Here is a 14,856-nt window from a genome sequence, read left to right as displayed (position 1 = left end):
TGAGATGTGGGAGGTGAGATGTGGGAGGTGAGATGTGGGAGATGAGATGTGGGAGGTGAGATGTGGGAGGTGAGATGTGGGAGATGAGATGTTAGAAATAATTTGAAAAGCAGTGGGAAAGCTGTTGGCTTTCCTTTTTTATAGATACTAATTTTACACCATCCTTTTATGAAAAGGTATATTCCTTCTATCATACTAAGGCGTTATAGTAAATTTTGTTAATGATTTCCTAAGGAATTAAAATTTAATAAGGGTAGAAGTTTTATCAATTTGGTACTTGATAGAAGCATTTTAAATGGTAATAAGATGAATTTTAAAAGTTTAAGCTATAAGAAATCAATTGCCTAACTTGATAGGTTCAACGTTTTAAATATAATTATAGAAAACTTGTAAACGTTTCTTGCATTATTTAATCTTTCGTTGTATAATTGACTTACAGCTCTAGTAATATTTTTTATTTTTTTCATTGAGTTAAACTCCGAGTAAGAAAGCCTGTTTTATAACGGGCTTTTTTACATGTAAAGATTTACACTAAATACAATTGCTATTTTATGACTCTTTTTAATATTCTAGGGATGTTGTATAATAGTAGTAATTGTGGAGGTGTGAAATATCGATAATAGAGATATAAAACCGGACAATATTGAACTATTGGTTTCAGTGTTGAGATCCGTCACCTTTGGCATGTTGGCAACAATATTTCCCATAGTATCCTTTCTTTTGTTTTTTATGCCAGGACCATCCATATGGCTTGGTGTTAAAAGGGGAGTACTTAAGGCAGCTTTGTCCACTTTTATAGTTTCCATTATTATGGGCTTATTTGGTGGACTTCAATTTATGGGCATTTATCTGTTGATTTCAATGCCAATTGTGGTAATAACCGTAATTTTAATTAAAGAAAAGAAAAAGAGTTCACAGATTATTGGAATAAATGTTTTGGCTTTGGTACTCATGGCTATAATTTTTTCAATCAATCTAACATATATCCTTAAGATAGATATTGTAGGACAAGTTAGTCTTGCTATTGATAAGATGGGCAAAGATGTTATAACAATTGTGGAAAATGCTGGAATGTCTCAATTAGTAGGAAGTAAGAATGAGATTTATCAAGTTATAAAATTGATAAAATTGAGTTTGCCTGGAACTTTAGTGGTTTCGGGTATATCTTTAATTGTGCTATCCTACATCTATGCAACTAATATGTTGCATAAGGACAATTATAAGCTTGAAAATAGACTTAGATTTATTGATTTGAGGATGGACATAAAGGCGTTAATTCCCATATCGATCTTAGCCATAGTCCTAGGCATTGCATATATTACAAAATTCAGGTATTTTGATATCCTATATGTAAATGCAATTTCAGTTGTAGGATTTTTGTTTATGATGGCGGGGATTTTTACGATTGATTATTATTTTATTAATAGAATGCCTAAGCCACTACGTTTTATTATACCGATTTTAGTGATTGTTCTATTTAAAGGATCCTATTTTTATATGCTTGTGGGGTTGATAGATATGTTTGTTAATTTCAGAAAGAGATTTAAAAGGATAGAAAATGAAAAAATTTAATATTTATAATTTGGCAGACAAGGTGCCATTTTACATTTTTATGATAATCTGCTCCGTAACAATATTCTATTATAATAGGGTCTTTGGGGTTATAGCCTTTGCCATTACTGGTTTTTTAGCTTTTTATGAAGTTAGAAGCCTTTCTGAAAAGAAGGAAGAGCTTGAAGAGTATATGGAAAACTTCAATGAGAAATTTGATGAAGTTACTAGAAGAGCTATTTTTTCAATGCCTTTTCCCCTGGTTATATTAAATGACGGAGGAAAGATTATTTGGCACAATTCAAATTTCAAAAACTTAATTGATGAGGAAGAGCCTACTTTAAATTTAGAAATTTCTGAAGTATTTCCTGAAGTTAATATGGAATCACTGCCAGAGGACAATCAATTTATACCTATAGAATATAAAGGTGACTTTTATAGGATGTTCATAAACACCTTTGTTGATAGCAAAGCAGAAAAAAACGTACTACTCTACATTGTTGAATACACAAATGAGAAAAATTTGGAAAACTTGCTCTTGGACGAGTCTATTTCTGTTATCAATTTAAATGTTGACAATTACGATGAATTAAGTGAAAACACCGACGATACAAATAGACCTATGGTCTTTGCAAAGATTGATAGTATAATAAATAACTTTGCATCGGAGCATGAGGGCTTTGCTATAAAATACGAACAAGAGGACTACACCATTGTCATGTCCTATGAAAACTTGCTTAAGGCCATCAAGTCGAAGTTCTATATTCTAGATGAAGTTAGGGAAATCGAAGAAGGAAATAGAATTCCTGCTACGTTGAGTATAGGCGTGGGAACATTGGAGAAGAATCCACTTGAAGCACATAAGTCTGCAAGGGCATGTTTAAACATAGCTTTGGGACGTGGTGGAGACCAGGCAGTTGTAAAGATGGAAGATCACTTTGAGTATTTTGGAGGGAAAAATCAATCCGTATCTAAAAATTCAACTGTAAAGGCCAGAGTTATGGCAAATGGTTTAATTAAACTTCTGGAACGTTCTGGAGATGTGTTTATCATGGGTCATAAAAATCCAGACATGGACTCCTTAGGGTCTTGTCTTGGGGTAATGGAATTGGCAAAGAAGCTAAATAAGAACTTCTATATTGTATTAAAGGAGATAACTCCTGCAATTGAAAAGATCTACAATTCTCTAATGAAGAACTACCCTAATACTGAAGATTTTAATATTAAGGACATCTTTATAAAGCCTTCCGATGCTGTTGACCTATGTAAGAATGATTCTGTAGTGGTGGTGTTAGACCATCATAGAAAAACCAGTTCAGAAGCGCCAAAACTCTTGGAGATTTCAAAAAATATTATTTTGATAGATCACCATAGAAGAAGCTCTGACTATATTGACAATGCTATTTTAACTTATTTGGAGCCCCATGCTTCCTCAACTTCAGAGCTTATTACCGAGATTTTATTCTATTCTTCTGATAGAATGAAGATACCTAAGGTAATTGCTGAAGCACTACTTGCAGGAATAACTGTGGACACTAAAAACTTCATTTTACAAACTGGAGTTAGAACCTTTGAAGCTGCGTCCATCTTAAAAAGACAAGGGGCAGACAGCATTAAGGTTAGACAACTCTTTAGAAATGATATAAGTACAGTTAGACAAAAGGGAGAAGTGGTTTATAAGGCAGAGATTTATAGAGATAGGATTGCCATTGGTACTTTGGAAGAGGTTTCTGATGACAATATCTTAATAGCGGCTCAAGCTGCTGATGAACTTCTAAATATGAATAATATCGAAGCGGCTTTTGTTGCGACAAAGCTTAAGAACAAGATTCATATTTCTGGAAGAAGCCTTGGAGATATCTCCGTTCAACTGATTTTAGAAAAGTTGGATGGTGGAGGACATTTGACCTCGGCGGGTACTCAAATGGATATCCCGATGAAAGAAGCTGTTGAAGAATTGAAGAAAGTAATAGATGAATATTTACAGGAGGACAAAGATGAAAGTAATACTGATAGATGATGTTAAGAAACTAGGACAAAAGGGAGACTTGGTGAACGCCAAAACTGGATATGCAAGAAACTACCTATTTCCAAATGGTCTTGCTATAGAAGCAACTAAGGATAACTTAGCCAATTGGAAGGAAGAACAAAAGAAGATTGAAGCTAAGAAGGAAAAAGATAGAGAAGAAGCTTTACAATTAAAAGAGGAATTGGAAAGTTCAGGAATTGTTATTAAAGCTAAGGCAGGAGAAGGAGATAGACTTTTTGGTGCGGTTACACCTATGGATATCTCTAAGGCTTTAAGGGAACAAAAAAACATCCAAATCGATAGAAGAAAAATTGAACTTAAGGAAAATATTAGAAATATTTCCAGTGTTACAGTTCCTGTAAAACTTTATCATGAAGTTACCGCTTTCTTAAAAGTGGATGTTGAAAGGGAGTAGTATGGAAGAAAATTTGGAAACTAAATTATTTCCAAATGACATAAATGCTGAGATGTCCGTTTTAGGGTCTATGATTTTGGATAAACATGCCATAGATACTGCAACGGGCATTTTAAAATATGATGATTTCTATGCAGGAAAAAATGCAGAGGTCTTTAGAGGTATAATCAACCTCTATGAAAAAGGAGAGCAAATAGACTTTATAACCCTTTCTGATGAGCTTAAAAAGGAGGGAAAACTAGATTTTGTAGGGGGCATTGAGTACCTTATGACCTTGACTGAAATGGTTCCAGGTCCTACAAATGTTCAGGCCTATGCTCAAATTGTAAGTGAAAAATCCACCTTGCGATACCTGATTAGAACTGCCGATGAAATTATGAAGATGTCATATGGAAATCAAGAAGCATTGGAAGTATTAGAATTTGCAGAAAGTTCCATCTACAAATTAAGTCAGTCTAATTCCAAAACCGATTTGGAAAAGATATCTCTTGTTTTAGGCAAGACCTTGGACCAAATAAACGAAATGAGTCTAAAAGAAGGCGGAATTACTGGTATTACTACAGGTTTGACAGATTTGGACAGACAGCTTTCCGGCTTTCAAAAGTCTGACCTTGTCCTCATTGCTGCAAGACCTTCCATGGGTAAGTCAACTTTGGCTTTAAATATGGCTTTGGCGGCGGCTCTTAGTAAAAAATCCGTAGCTATATTTTCTCTGGAGATGAGTAAGATGCAGCTCACTCAAAGGTTTTTAAGTTCTTTATCTCATATAGACCTTCAGGACATTATAAGTGGTAAGATTCCAGAGGATTCCTTTGAAACTTTGGGAAAGGCCATTAGTATACTGGAAGAGGCTCCAATCTACCTTGACGACACTTCAAGTATTTCCCTTACAGAACTTAGGTCTAAGGCAAGGAGGCTATCATCTAAAGAAGGTCTTGATATTTTATTCATAGACTATTTACAGCTTATGACGGATGGGTCAGGAAGAGGAGAAAATAGACAACAGGAGATATCAAATATATCTAGGGGATTGAAGGGACTTGCGAAGGAACTAAATTGTCCTGTAATAGCACTTTCCCAACTTTCAAGAGCTGTTGAACAGAGAACGGACAAAAGGCCAATGCTTTCAGATATGAGGGAGTCAGGAGCCATTGAGCAGGATGCAGACATTGTTATGATGATATATCGTGACGATTATTATAATCCTGAGACTACTGAAAGGCCAAATATTACAGATTTAATTATTGCAAAACATAGAAATGGACCAACTGGGTCAATACAGATGTACTTTAATAAGGAACATTCCAAATTTACTGATTTGGAATTTGAGTATACCGACGAAAATTATGGAAACGAATAGATGTTTAATTTCAGAAAATGAACTTACGATAGATAAACTCACAATAGAGGATGCCCATAATATGACCGACTGGGAAAATCACGATAATGAGCTGTTTATAGACTACAACCTAGGTGGATATAGCGAAAATTTTTTAACCCTTTGGTACTATTCTAAGGGGATTGGCTTTAGAAACAAGTACTATGGCGTTAAAATACATGGAGAATTGATAGGGTATATAGGAATTAAGGACATTAGCTATTTCAAGAAGACCTCTGTACTAGGAATTGTTTTTAACCCTGCCTATACATCTCAGGGATATGGTTACAGAGCTTTGAATCTTTTTTTGAAATATTATTTTAATGTGCTTAAAATGAAAGAAATGACTTTAGATGTCAATTTGTTCAATGAACGAGCCATTAGATTGTATAAAAAGCTAGGTTTTAAATATAAGTTTGAATATCTAGGACTTTTTGAAAATCAACAAATAGATTTTGAAGACCCCTATTATAGTCGGTTCAAAGAATATTTTTCGATTAGTTCAGGAAAGATATACTCTAAAATTTATTGTATGGCCCTTACGAAGATGGATTATGAATTAGGAGCTGTAAGTAATGACTTTTAATATCGACAATTTCAATATAGATCTAGGAGAAACACCTATTGAGAATCTCTTTTTGGACCTTTTTTTGCCCTTGGCTTCAGGAAATGATGTCAAGCTTTACTTATATCTTTTTAGACAGGTTTCCAAAGAGGGAAATGGGTTTAAATTTGATGAAAAAATTATTTCAAGGGATTTAAATATGACTCTGGAGGAGATAGATTCCAGTTTAAAACATTGGCTGGAAGAAGGTATAATAAAACGAAAACTCAAACCAGGTAACAATGAATATGAATATACCTTTTTATCCATTAGGGAACTTCAACTGGGACAAAAATCCTTTTATGAATACGATAAAAACGAAGATACTCCAAAAACTTTCAATGAAAATGCAGAGATGTTTAATTGGATTGAAAACTTTTTACAAGTTCCTCTTGGCACCAACACCATTATAGAGATTACGGAATTTCAGCAGGAAACTGGTGTGGATTCTGAACTTATTAAAAAGGCTTTTGAATACTCCTTTGAAAAGAGAGATAAAAAGAACCCTAACTATGTTATGGGAATTTTGAAAAATTGGGTAGTGGATGGCATAAAAACCATGGCTGACTACAACAAGATGTTGGATGAGGAGAAGAAGAGAAAGGCAAATATAAAAAAGAGAAGATCCTACTATAGACCTGCAAAAAACGGAGAAGCCAATAAAAATATTGACGAAAGTCCGGAAATGATAGCTTTGCGAAAAAAACTTAAAGAGAGAGATAGGAACTTAAGCAATGAATGAATTTGATAGAGCTGGGAAAATTTTGGAAAATAGAAGAAGGGAAATGGAAAACTTACAGGCTTCTAGGAAAGATGAAGTTTCAAAGAAAATTCCTGGCTATAAGAAATTGACAAGAGATATTGCCCAGGCTAACATAAACTATCTCTACGAAATGAGAAAATCAGATGGTGGAGATGCTAAAGATTGCCTTCAACTTGTGAAAGATTTAAAGTCCAAGAGGGACGACCTTCTTGAAAAAAATGGCTACCCAAGAGATTACACTGAAAGACAGTATTACTGTAATATATGTAATGATACTGGAGAAGTAAATGGAAATGTCTGTAAGTGTAAAAAGGACATAATAATAAGTGAAAAGATAAAAAATGCATCTTTGCATTCTGGAGTAGAGGAAGAAAACTTTGAGAATTTTGATTTTGAAATTTTTTCCAATGAAAAACCTGAGGGAAAGCCTGCAAGTCCCAGGGATCTGGCTAGGTTTTACTATGATGAGTTCAAAGACTATTGTAAAAACTTTTCATCATCATCAAAGTCCCTATTTATCACAGGCCCAGTAGGTACGGGAAAGACCTATTTTTGTAACTGTATTTCCCATGAGCTTTTAGCTAAGAATGTAAATGTAGTGTATTTGACATCTGCAGATTTAATGAAGAAACTGAGAAACTACAACTTAGGTTCCTTTGAATTCGAGGAAAAGAACAGGCAGGACTACCAATTAATCATTGAATCAGATTTACTTATTATCGACGACTTGGGTTCGGAACAGATTAGTCAGTACAACGTCTCCAACTTATTCAATCTTATAAATGAGAGACTAAATAAGAAAAAACCAGTGATAATTTCCACTAATGTAAGTTTTAGTGAGATTAGAGAGTTATATGACGAAAGAATTTACTCACGTCTTAAAACCTATGAACTCTACACCCTATATGGTGAAGATTTGCGAGGGGATAGATTTTAAAAATTTGAATTAGGACATGGAAACTGGTACTATGGAATTAATTCAAGTATTTACTTGAAATTAACAATGGAGGTATAAGATGAAGAAAAAATTGATGATACTTTTGGTAGCTCTGTTACTACTTGTTCCAGTAGCTTGTAAAAAAGCGGATGACAAGTCAACAGAGGCTCCTACAACTGATGGAGCAACAGATACTACTGAAAGTGCAAGTGGAGATGAAAAGTTAGACTTTGAAGGAAAGACTATGAATGTAGTAACGACTTCAGACTCCTACAAGGAACTTTTTGATGAATTTGCTAAGGAAACAAATGCAAAGGTAGAATTTTTATCCATGAGTTCTGGAGAAGTTATCTCTAGAATTGAAGCTGAAGGTGGAAAGCCGATGGCAGACCTTTGGTTTGGTGGTGGAATTGACGCTTTTATGGCGGCTAAGGACAAGGGACTACTAGAATCCTATGTTCCTAAAGCGAAGGACACCGTAGATGAAAGATTTAGAGACCCTGAAGGATATTGGAATAGTAAGGGACTTACTGTTGTAGGATTTTTAGTGAATGAAAAGGCGTTACAAGAAAAGGGCCTAGAAGCTCCTAAGACTTGGGACGATTTGGCAGATCCAAAATATAAAGGACAAGTAATCATGGCCAACCCTGCGATTTCAGGAACTAACTATGCAGCTGTTAAAGCACTTTTAGATACTAAGGGAACAGAAGAAGGATGGGACTACCTATCAAAATTAAATGACAATATAGAATTTTATGGAAAAAGAGGTAAGGACCCTGAAGAAAAGACTGTTTCCGGTGAATTTAATATTGGTATAATTCCAGCGGATAAAAAATCTTTTGATGTAGCAGAAGAAAACGACCTAAAGGTTGTATATCCTGAAGATGGTATTCCATGGGTACCAGAAGGAGTAGCTATATTTAAGGGTGGAGATGGCACTGAAATAGCCAAGGCATTTATAGACTTTATGCTAAGACCTGAAAATCAAGCTAAATTAGCAAAGTTAGATGGTAAGGATTCTTCACAGATGATAGTTAAGGATGTTGAAGGATTTGACTTAGGACTTCCTGAAGATAAATTGATGGATATCGACATTTCTACTTTTGGTTCACAAAGGGAAGAAATCTTATCAAAATGGGAAGAGATGACAAAGAATAAATAGGTGAACAATGGATAGATCGCAAAAGTATAAAATATTAGACAAGGGTATAAGGATAATCATTATCTCACTAGTATTTTTATTTGTGATCTATCCTTTTTTATGCGTTTTTTTAAAGGCATTTTACATAGATAACAAATTAGATTTTACAGCCTTTAAATTTTTAAAAGACGAAAACCATCTGTTGATAAACTCCATAAAAACAGGTTTTCTGACAGCTATAGTTTCCACATTTATAGCAACTTGTATCGCCCTTTTAACCCTGTTTACCAACAAATGGGGAAAGAGAATAATAGTTTTTATACTGCTTTTAACAATGGTAACGCCGCCATTTATCTCGTCTTTAACCTATATCGAACTCTTTGGTAGAAATGGATTTATAACAAAACACATACTGGGATTAAGTTTAAACCCTTACGGCCTTTTAGGTATAGTTTCAGTTCAAACCCTAGGATTTACATCTTTAAATGCAACCCTTTTAATTGGTTATCTCGATTCCTTTGACATGACCATGATTGAGTCTGCAAAGTCCCTTAGGGCATCAACCACAGCAATAGTTAAGGACATCATCCTACCGTTGATGGTGCCGCCTATAGCAGTTTCAGTGCTACTTAGTTTTATTAAATCTGTTGCGGATTTTTCAACGCCAATGTTAATTGGTGGGGCTTTTAACACTTTGGCAACAGAGTCCTATCTGTCAGTTATTGAAAAGGGTAACACCATGCGAGCTGCTGCCATGTCCATTGTGATATTTTTACCCTCAATCATAGTGTTTTTTGTATACACCTACTTTTTAAAAAGACAAAACTCAGCATCAAAAATAATGAGAAGTTCCCAAGTAAAATTAAAAAAATCAGGAATTTACTATATCATAGCTGCTGTGGCCGTATTCTTCATTATATGGATTAGCATTCAGTACATTGCAATATTCATGTCCTCATTTACAGGAAAATCCAAAGGCAATATCTACTTTACTTTGGACAATATCAAACAGGCTATTCCATATATAAAGACTAGCTTTATAAGGTCTATTGTATACTCAGTCATTGCAGGGTTGATAGTTTCCTTTCTAGGCCTTTTGGTTTCCTACTATTCATATTTAAGGGGAATAAAGCATATGAAGATACTGGATATGTTGTCCAATCTTCCCTATATAATTCCAGGAACATTCTTTGGTTTAGGGTATATATTTGCATTTCACGACTATCCCTTTAAGTTGACTGGAACAGCTGCCATAGTCATCCTAAACTTGATTTTTAGACAGCTTCCTCTAGCAATTAGAGCGGTACAATCGAAGATGACACAGATTACAAAAGCTACGATAAATTCATCTAAGGACTTAGGGGCCCATGAGCTCAACACCTTTAAAGACATAGTTTTACCCATGTCAAAACAAGGACTTTTTCTATCCTTTACCAATACCTTTATTTCCTCTATGACAACTATTGGATCAATAATCTTTTTGGTATACCCAAATAGAAAACTTGCTACCTTGGTGCTATTTGACCTGGTTTCAAGTGGTAAATACAATATTGCTTCGGTTCTAAGTTCTGTAATTATCATAATATGCTTAATTTTCAGCCTAACATCATATAGACTACTTCATAGGAGGGACAATGTTTTTAGAGATAATTAACCTTAAGAAAAAATATAAAGATAAATACGCATTAAAGGACGTTTCCTTTACCTGTGATGAAAAGAGTATACTATGTCTACTTGGACCCTCTGGATGTGGTAAGACGACAATACTACAATGTATTGGAGGATTTACGGAAATTACCGAGGGAGATATAAAGATACAAGGAAGGTCTATAGTGAACATTCCAGCAGAAGATAGGCCCATAGCAACGGTCTTTCAATCTTTGGGACTTTTTCCTCATATGACGGTTTTAGAAAATATAACCTATGGACTTAAATTTAGAAAAGTTTCAAAAAAAGCTAGAATTGAAGAAGGTCGGCAGATGCTTAAACTCTTGAACTTGGAAGGCTATGACAATAAAAAGGTCACAGACCTTTCAGGGGGAGAACAACAGAGAGTTGCAATAGGAAGAGCTTTAATAGTAAAACCAAAAATCCTTTTACTAGATGAACCTTTTTCGAATCTCGACACAAAACTAAGAGAGAGCTTAAGAATGGAATTACTTAGAATAAGGGATATCTTTGGAATTACAATTATATTTGTGACCCATGACCAAGAGGATGCTTTTACAATTGCAGATGATATAATCCTTATGAATAAGGGTGTAATAGAGCAAAAGGGAACGGGTAGAGAAATATATAATCATCCAAAGACAAAGTTTTCCATGGAGTTTGTAGGACGTTCCAATAAAATAGATGAAAATCATTTTAATCGACCAGAAAGAATTATAGAAGATGAAAATGGTGTAGAAGTCACTGTAAAATCGAAGATTTTTAAAGGAGCTTTTATTGAATACTCCCTAGACTACAAGGACAAAGACTATAAGATGGTTAAGTTAAATGATGAAAAGGAACTTCAAATAGGCGATAGAATAAGAGTAAAACTTCCAAAAAACAAGATATAGGAGAAAAAATGGATAAGATTATTAAGGAATTAGAAGTCATCGACATAACAGAAGAAGGAAAGGGAGTTTGCAAAAAGGACAATAAGGTCTATTTTGTGGAAAATGCAAGTTTTGGTGAAATTGTAGATATTAAAGTTATCAAGGAAAAGAAAAATTTTGCCGAAGGAATAAAAGTAAATACTATAAGGAAAAGTGACTTTTATGAAAAACCAGATTGTCCCTACTTCTATAGTTGTGATGGCTGTAGCACCATGGACATCGAATATGAAAAAGAGCTGGAATTGAAAGTTCAAATGGTAAAAAATAAACTTAAAAGAATTGGAAAGTTAAATCTGGACTCCATTGAAATCACAAAATGTCCTACAAGGGAAGGATTTAGAAATAAGATAGAATTTAAAGTAAACAAAATGGGACAAATAGGTTACTATCGTGCAGGTAGTCATCAGCTAACAGCAATAGACAGCTGTATAATTGCGGGAAAAAACACCAACCTTTTAATACCAAGACTTAAAGAGTTAATAAAAGAACATAGAATTTCAGGATATGATAGAAATAGCAAAAGTGGAGAAATTAAAAATATCACCATAAGGGAAAATAAAAAAGGCGAAATACAGCTTACTCTAACTGTAAGAAAGTTGACAAGAGAAATAGAAAAGCTTTTGAAAGATATTAAAGAACTGGACAATATCATTGAAGTCCACTACTCCATAAATGAAGATAGTAAATCAGAAATTATGAAGAGTACAACTTTGTATTTTCGAAAAAAGGACTATACAGATACAATAGGAAAGCTTAAGTTTAAAATATCCCCAAGGTCCTTCTTTCAAACCAATGCCCTTATGACAGAAAAGTTATACGAAGAAGCAGTTAGGCAGATGAAATTAAAAGGTACAGAAAAGATACTGGATCTATACTGTGGAATTGGAAGCACTAGCCTTTACTTTGGTCAATATGCAAGAAAAGTTATAGGCGTGGAAATTGTAAAAGATGCAGTAAAAGACGCAAATGCCAACAAAGAGATTAACGGATTAAATAATGTTGAATTTGTCTTAGGTAAGAGCGAAAATGAAATTGCTAGACTATTAGAGAAAATAGATATATTGGTAGTAGATCCACCAAGAAAAGGACTGGATAAGAAATTAATACAAGAGGTGTCAAAATCTAAGTTAAACAAGATAATGTACATCTCCTGTAACCCAGGAACATTGGCAAGAGACCTTGGACTGCTAGAAGAAATAGGCTTTGTGACAAGGGAAGTTAAATTGGTGGATATGTTTGTTAATTCAATGCATGTTGAAATTGTGGCATTGTTAGTTAAGGGTAAGAATCAATAAGTATTTAGATTTATTAACCTATCAAAAGAAAGGATATGAGTTTTAAACTTAGACAATACAAAAAAATTTTTATTATACGAAACTGAAGACAGCCAAGTTATATCAGACGTTCTGATTATGAATGAAACTATATGGATGACACAAAAACAAATGGCAAAGCTTTTTGGTGTAGGGGTGCCAGCTGTTAGCAAGCATCTAAGTAACATTTTTAAAGAAGGAGAATTGGAAGAAAATCGAACAGTTTCCAAAATGGAAAAAGTTCAGAATGAAGGCGATAGAACTGTAAAAAGAGAAATAGACTACTATAAATTAGATACAATTATTGCCCTAGGCTATAGAATTAATTCAAAAAAAGCAACGAAATTTAGAATTTGGGCTACAAGTGTTTTAAAAGAGTATATGATTAAAGGTTTTGCTTTAGATGATAAAAGACTGAAACAGGGAAAAGACTTGTTTGGAGAAGATTATTTCCAAGAATTATTAGAAAGAGTCCGCTCAATTAGAGCCAGTGAAAGAAGAATTTGGCAAAATATCACTGACATTTTTGCAGAAATATCAATAGACTACGATAAGGACTCAGAGATTACAAGACTTTTTTATGATAATGTACAAAATAAATTCCATTACGCTATAACAGGACAACCAGCAGCGGAAATAATTTATTCTAAAGCAGATAGAAACAAGGTCAACATGGGACTTACATCATGGAAAAATTCTCCTGACGGTCGTGTTATAAAGTCTGACACTTAAGTTGCAAAAAATTATTTAAGTGAAAAAGAAATAAAGCAGTTAGAAAGAAATGTTTCTGGTTATTTTGATTATATAGAAGATTTAATTGATAGAAGAAATACTTTTACAATGGAAGAATTTGCTATAAGTATAGATAGGTTTCTAGAGTTTAGAGAATACAAGATATTAGAAGGGTATGGGCAAGTTTCAATGAAGGATGCCAAGAAAAAAGCGTCAAAAGAATATGAAGCCTTTAATAAAACTCAAAAGATAGAATCAGATTTTGATAAAAGAATAAAAAAACTTGTAGATAACAATAAGTAGTCCCATTATTATTAATGGGGTTTTTATAGTATTAACTAAAGTTATCTAGAATTTGTGGTCTTGTTAATTTGGGGAATTGAAGGGGAAATCATTATGAAGAAAACAGCTGTGTTAATTTATGATTCTTTTTGTAATTTTGAAATTAGTGTTGCCCTTGAAATTTTGGCACCACATAATAGAGATATTGTTGTTATTGCAAAGAGCAAGGAAGCTATTTTAAGTGAAGATGCTTTAAGAGTTTTACCTGATAAAACTATATTTGAGTTAGATATTAATGAATATAATAGTTTTTTATTGCCAGGTGCATCAGATATAAAATCTGCAATCGAAGACCCTGAAATCAATAGGTTTATGATTTTTGGTGACAATTATAAAGCTCTGAGAATTACGAAAAGAGTGTTCGAAAATATCTTCTAAATACTTACTTGTAGAAACACAGGACGATTTTGATAAATTTTGAAAATAATGACATTGTGTTGACAATGCACGAATTTAATTGTATAATTAAGTCAAAGGGGATGAGGAAATGGCTACTACAAATTTAAATATAAGAACAGATAAAGAGATTAAAGAAGCAGCAGAAAAAATCTATTCTAGATTAGGATTAAACATGACAACTGCTATCAACATGTTTTTAAGAGCTAGTATAAGAGAAAGTGGAATTCCTTTTGATTTAAAACTAAATGTTCCTAATAATGAAACCATAAAAGCTATAGAAGAAGGAAGGTCGATATCTAAAGATAAAAACGTAAAGTCCTATGATAATATGGATGAACTAAGGTCCTCTCTTGAAGTATAAAATAAAGTATACTAGTAGATTTAAAAAAGATCTAAAGCAAGTTAAAAAACAAGGGAAAAATATTGAAAAGTTATTTTATGTTATTGAAAAAATAGCAAAAGATGAGATTCTCGATGAAAAATATAGAGACCATTCATTAATTGGAAATTATAAGGGGACTAGAGAATGTCATATAGAGCCAGATTTTTTACTAATTTATGAAAAATTTGAAGAATTTTTAGTTCTATCACTAATAAGAACTGGCTCACATTCAGATTTATTTAAATAATATAATTAAGCATCTAGAAAATT

The 14,856-nt window shown here is 33.4% G+C and carries 14 protein-coding genes and 1 pseudogene; all 15 read left to right on the top strand.

From position 1 onward, the window contains the following. The first annotated feature begins 660 nt into the window (after positions 1-660). On the top strand, positions 661-1,572 hold the full coding sequence (locus Q1K37_RS08015) for a DUF2232 domain-containing protein (RefSeq protein WP_300411144.1): 912 nt from the start codon (positions 661-663) through the stop codon (positions 1,570-1,572). Then, a complete protein-coding gene (locus tag Q1K37_RS08010) occupies positions 1,559-3,571 on the top strand; it encodes a DHH family phosphoesterase (RefSeq protein ID WP_300411142.1) in 2,013 nt (670 codons plus the stop codon). Before Q1K37_RS08015 ends, Q1K37_RS08010 begins: the two co-directional genes overlap by 14 nt. Next, positions 3,549-3,995: a 50S ribosomal protein L9 gene (gene rplI / locus Q1K37_RS08005; protein WP_300411141.1), complete on the top strand. Its 447-nt coding sequence runs from the start codon at positions 3,549-3,551 to the stop codon at positions 3,993-3,995. Before Q1K37_RS08010 ends, rplI begins: the two co-directional genes overlap by 23 nt. Before the next feature lies 1 nt (position 3,996). After that, complete coding sequence (gene dnaB, locus Q1K37_RS08000; protein ID WP_300411139.1) at positions 3,997-5,355, top strand: replicative DNA helicase; 1,359 nt, start codon at positions 3,997-3,999, stop codon at positions 5,353-5,355. Then, on the top strand, positions 5,342-5,959 hold the full coding sequence (locus Q1K37_RS07995; protein ID WP_300411138.1) for a GNAT family protein: 618 nt from the start codon (positions 5,342-5,344) through the stop codon (positions 5,957-5,959). Before dnaB ends, Q1K37_RS07995 begins: the two co-directional genes overlap by 14 nt. Further along, positions 5,949-6,719: a DnaD domain protein gene (locus tag Q1K37_RS07990; protein WP_300411137.1), complete on the top strand. Its 771-nt coding sequence runs from the start codon at positions 5,949-5,951 to the stop codon at positions 6,717-6,719. Before Q1K37_RS07995 ends, Q1K37_RS07990 begins: the two co-directional genes overlap by 11 nt. Then, entirely contained in the window at positions 6,712-7,677 is a 966-nt protein-coding gene (locus Q1K37_RS07985; protein ID WP_300411136.1) for an ATP-binding protein, read from the top strand. The genes Q1K37_RS07990 and Q1K37_RS07985 overlap by 8 nt, the downstream gene beginning before the upstream one ends. A 79-nt stretch (positions 7,678-7,756) precedes the next feature. Further along, positions 7,757-8,839 (top strand): ABC transporter substrate-binding protein, encoded by a 1,083-nt coding sequence (locus Q1K37_RS07980; protein ID WP_300411134.1) that lies wholly within the window; start codon positions 7,757-7,759, stop codon positions 8,837-8,839. Between the two features lie 7 nt (positions 8,840-8,846). Further along, positions 8,847-10,472: an iron ABC transporter permease gene (locus Q1K37_RS07975; RefSeq protein ID WP_300411132.1), complete on the top strand. Its 1,626-nt coding sequence runs from the start codon at positions 8,847-8,849 to the stop codon at positions 10,470-10,472. Continuing rightward, positions 10,453-11,379, top strand: coding sequence for an ABC transporter ATP-binding protein (locus tag Q1K37_RS07970; protein ID WP_300411130.1), 927 nt, complete (start codon positions 10,453-10,455; stop codon positions 11,377-11,379). Before Q1K37_RS07975 ends, Q1K37_RS07970 begins: the two co-directional genes overlap by 20 nt. Positions 11,380-11,387: 8 nt before the next feature. After that, positions 11,388-12,713, top strand: coding sequence for a 23S rRNA (uracil(1939)-C(5))-methyltransferase RlmD (gene rlmD / locus Q1K37_RS07965; protein WP_300411128.1), 1,326 nt, complete (start codon positions 11,388-11,390; stop codon positions 12,711-12,713). 117 nt (positions 12,714-12,830) lie between these two features. Further along, positions 12,831-13,766, top strand: a pseudogene (locus Q1K37_RS07960) (virulence RhuM family protein). Between the two features lie 93 nt (positions 13,767-13,859). Continuing rightward, positions 13,860-14,183, top strand: a complete 324-nt coding sequence (locus Q1K37_RS07955; protein ID WP_300411126.1) for a hypothetical protein — start codon at positions 13,860-13,862, stop codon at positions 14,181-14,183. Positions 14,184-14,292: 109 nt separating this feature from the next. Next, positions 14,293-14,565, top strand: a complete 273-nt coding sequence (locus tag Q1K37_RS07950; RefSeq protein ID WP_300411124.1) for a type II toxin-antitoxin system RelB/DinJ family antitoxin — start codon at positions 14,293-14,295, stop codon at positions 14,563-14,565. Next, positions 14,555-14,833, top strand: coding sequence for a type II toxin-antitoxin system YafQ family toxin (locus Q1K37_RS07945; RefSeq protein ID WP_300411122.1), 279 nt, complete (start codon positions 14,555-14,557; stop codon positions 14,831-14,833). The genes Q1K37_RS07950 and Q1K37_RS07945 overlap by 11 nt, the downstream gene beginning before the upstream one ends. Positions 14,834-14,856 lie beyond the last annotated feature (23 nt).

It is taken from the genome of Lagierella sp., from assembly GCF_029983815.1.
Lineage (GTDB): Bacteria > Bacillota > Clostridia > Tissierellales > Peptoniphilaceae > Mediannikoviicoccus.
The sequence above is the reverse complement of the archived record's forward strand: the minus strand, read 5'-3'. Positions and strand labels throughout refer to the sequence as shown.